Annotated in this window: 4 protein-coding genes; 3 read left to right on the top strand and 1 reads right to left on the bottom strand. The window is 72.5% G+C overall.

Features of this window, described 5'->3' with window-relative positions; genetic code table 11:
* Nucleotides 1-356: 356 nt before the first annotated feature.
* Nucleotides 357-1,511 carry a sialidase family protein gene (locus tag ACWD6P_RS36835; RefSeq protein WP_451448582.1) on the top strand — a complete coding sequence of 385 codons (1,155 nt, stop codon included), beginning with the start codon at nt 357-359 and terminating at the stop codon, nt 1,509-1,511.
* A 24-nt stretch (nt 1,512-1,535) separates the two neighbouring features.
* On the opposite strand, the gene ACWD6P_RS36830 is transcribed toward ACWD6P_RS36835, so the two are convergent.
* The gene (locus tag ACWD6P_RS36830; RefSeq protein WP_451448581.1) at nt 1,536-1,943 is read right to left on the bottom strand and encodes an STAS domain-containing protein; all 408 of its coding nucleotides are present in this window, start codon (nt 1,941-1,943) and stop codon (nt 1,536-1,538) included.
* Between the two features lie 287 nt (nt 1,944-2,230).
* On the opposite strand from ACWD6P_RS36830, the gene ACWD6P_RS36825 reads away from it, so the two are divergent.
* Together ACWD6P_RS36825 and ACWD6P_RS36820 are read left to right on the top strand one after the other, a co-directional pair.
* Nucleotides 2,231-2,992 carry a DeoR/GlpR family DNA-binding transcription regulator gene (locus tag ACWD6P_RS36825; RefSeq protein ID WP_451448580.1) on the top strand — a complete coding sequence of 254 codons (762 nt, stop codon included), beginning with the start codon at nt 2,231-2,233 and terminating at the stop codon, nt 2,990-2,992.
* A gap of 159 nt (nt 2,993-3,151) precedes the next feature.
* On the top strand, nt 3,152-3,436 hold a 285-nt coding region (locus ACWD6P_RS36820), incomplete at its 3' end, for an extracellular solute-binding protein (RefSeq protein WP_451448579.1).

Below are 3,436 nucleotides of genomic sequence, written 5' to 3'. Positions count from 1 at the left end.
GATCCGGCGACACGGCGCCACATGGTCGTCGATGAACACGTACAGTGCCGCCAGAAGGGCGTCCAAGCCAGAAGTCACACTCAGGCCAACGGACGTCCTTCGCCATGGTCGCGGCCAGCACAAACATCGGACTCAATCATCTAGGGGACGCGAGGGCCCCCTGCGGGGCCACAACGGCGTGGGAGCGGGCGGTATTCCGGGGCGCAAATCACCGGGGGCGGCGGGCGGTATTCCGGGGCGCGGATCGACGGGGCGACCGGTCGGCCCGTCACCCCCACAGCGGCGCTCAGCGCGCCGTGACCGTTGCGGTCCCGCACCCTGGAGCGGCCCCCACCGCGTCCGTCCCGGAGGTGTCGGTGAAAGCCGCCCGTCCCCTCGCGCTGGCCGCGCTGCTCGTCACCGGCGCCGGTGTGCCGGATGTGCCTGTGGCGCCCGCCGCCCGGGCCGGTCTGTACGAGACGGCCGATCTGGCGGTGTCCGGGCGGGGTGCGCACACCTACCGCATCCCGGCGCTGACCGCGCTGCCGGACGGCACCCTCCTCGCGGCCTACGACCGGCGCAACGACAGCGCGGCCGATCTGCCCGGCGATGTGGACGTGATGGTGCGGCGCAGCTTTGACAACGGGCGTACCTGGAGCGCGCCGAGGGCGGTGGTGGACTACGACGGCGGGGTGGGCGCGGGCGATCCGAGCCTGCTCGTCGACCGGCAGACGGGCCGGGTGTTCCTCTTCCATGCGTACGCGCCCAAGGGCGTGGGGTTCGGCAACGCGGGTGCGGGCAACGCCCACGACAGTGTCCGCGTACTGCACACCGACTACAGCTACTCCGACGACGGCGGCCGCAGCTGGCGCCACCGGCGCCTGACCCGTGCCCTCAAGGACCCTTCCTGGCGGGGCATCTTCGCCTCGTCGGGGGCCGGCGGCCAGCTCTCCGGCGGGCGGCTGCTGCAGCAGTACGCGTTCCGCAAGGCGGACGGCAGCATGTGGGCGGCCAGCGCGTACAGCGACGACCACGGTGCGAGCTGGCGGATGGGGACGCCGGTGGGCCCGCGGATGGACGAGAACAAGACCGTCGAGCTGGCCGATGGCCGCGTCATGCTCAACAGCCGTACCAGCAGCGCCACCAGGCGGCTGGTGGCCCACTCGCGGGACGGCGGGCTGACGTACAGCGCCCCGGCCGCGGACGACGAGCTGATCGACCCGGTCAACAACGCCTCGATCCTGCGCTACGACCCGTCGGCGCCGGCCCGTCAGCCGCGCGCGCACTGGCTGCTGTTCAGCAATACGGCGAGCACCCGCGCGCGGGAGAACCTCACCGTGCGGGCGTCCTGCGACGACGGTGCGAGCTGGCCGATCGCCCGGACCGTCATGCCGGGCGCGGCGGCCTACTCGACGCTGGCCCGGCTCAGGGACGGCACCTTCGGGCTGCTCTATGAATCCGGCCCGTACCGGAAGATCACTTTCGCCCGGTTCGACGGCGCCTGGCTGGGGATGGACTGCCCCGCCCGGTGACCGTCACCCCGGCGCACGGCCGCTTCACACGGACGGGTCCTCCGCCGCGGGCGGCCACGCCGGGCGGCTGCCGTCGGGCACGGCGGCCAGCGCATGGCCGACCGTGGGGTAGCAGGAGAAGACGCCCAGGGACTGGGTACCGATCAGCAGCCGCAGCATCCGTACGCCGAGCGAGGCCAGCAGCAGCCGCCCCTCCAGCCGCCGGCACAGCCACTCCAGCGCGAGCAGACAGCTCAGCCCGCGGGAGTCGCAGAAGCGCAGCGCGGTCAGATCGAGCACGAGGAAGCGGTGGCCGGCCGAGACCACCGACCGTGCCTCGGCGAGAAAGGCCTGCTCGGTGCGGAGGTCCAGCTCCCCGCTGACCCGCAGCACCGCACACTCTTCCGCCTGCACGATCGCAGTGACCGCCAACGACCGCATTTCCGAGCTCATGGCGTCCAGCCTAAGTGCCGGGGGCGGGGGCACCACCTCCGTGGCCGGTCGGCGGGAGCGGGGCGGCCGGTGTGGACGGCGGGCCCGCGCACAGGGCCGTACGGGCGCGCGCCCGGGGGTCCGGCCAGGCGTACGGCGTCCCGAAGCGGGCGGAAACGGTCAGGTTTTCTGCGATTGCGGGCAGTAAATCGCAGGTATCTGCTTGCTATAAACCTGATGCGGGCGGAAGCGGGCAGTCCCGTGACCGAACGGAAGCAGGGAATCCCTAGAACCGGCAGGAGTGAGCCATGAGGGCCGAGGAACGCCAGCACCGCATCCTCGCGCTGGCCCGGCAGGCCGGCCGGGTCGAGGTCGCCGATGCCGCGGCGGAGTTCGGGGTCGCCCGCGAGACCGTACGGCGGGATCTGAGCGAACTGGAGCGCCGCGGCCTGGTCCGGCGCACGCACGGCGCGGCCTACCCGGTCGAGAGCGCCGGCTTCGAGACCACCCTGGCCCGGCGGGAGACCCAGCTGGTGGCCGAGAAGCGCCGGATCGCCGCGGCCGCGGCGGCGCTGGTCGGTGAGGCCGAGACGGTCTACGTCGACGAGGGCTACACGCCGGAGCTGGTCGCGATGCTGCTGCCGACCGACCGTCCGCTCACCGTGATCACCGCGTCGTTGCGGACCGCGTCGCTGGTCGCGGCGTCCGAGTCGGCCACCGTCCTGCTGACCGGCGGGCGGGTCCGCTCCGGGACGCAGGCGACGGTGGGGTCCTGGGCCCGGGACATGCTCGCGCGGTTCGTGATCGACGTGGCGTTCCTGGGGGCGAACGGCGTCTCCCGGGAGCACGGTCTGACCACCCCTGATCCGGCGGTCGCCGAGGTGAAGGAGCAGGCCGTCCGCTCCTCGCGGCGGCGGGTGCTGGTCGGGGTGCACAGCAAGTTCGGCGCCAGCAGCTTCTGCCGGTTCGCCGAGGTGAGCGACTTTGACGCGATCGTCACCGACGCGGGCCTGTCCGCGCCGGAGGCGCACCGCTACTCCCTCCTGGGGCCGCAGGTGCTCCGGGTCTGACCGGGCGGGGCCGCCCGGACGACCGGCCCGTACACAACCCCACAGTTCACCGCCGACGGCCGCCCCGGCCGCCGGACGGTCTCCCCATCGTGCCCGCGGGCACCCCGACGTCCCCCGTACGTCCCCAGAAAGGCAAGAGCCGTGAGAGCACGATCCCCCATGCGCAGCCGTACCTGCCGCGCCGTAGGGCTGACCTCGGTCGCCCTGGCCCTGACGCTGTCCACCGCCGGCTGCTCCGGCGGCTTCGGTGACACGGGCAAGGGCGGTTCCGACACCCTCAACGTCCTGATGGTCAACAACCCGCAGATGGTGGATCTGCAGAAGCTCACCGCCGAGCACTTCACCAAGAAGACCGGCATCAAGGTGAACTACACCGTGCTGCCGGAGGACGACCTGCGCGACAAGATGAGCCAGGACTTCTCCAGCCAGGCCGGGCAGTACGAC

The organism is Streptomyces sp. NPDC002446 (assembly GCF_053595675.1).
Note: the sequence above shows the minus strand (reverse complement) of the source record. Positions and strands in the feature narration are given on the sequence as shown.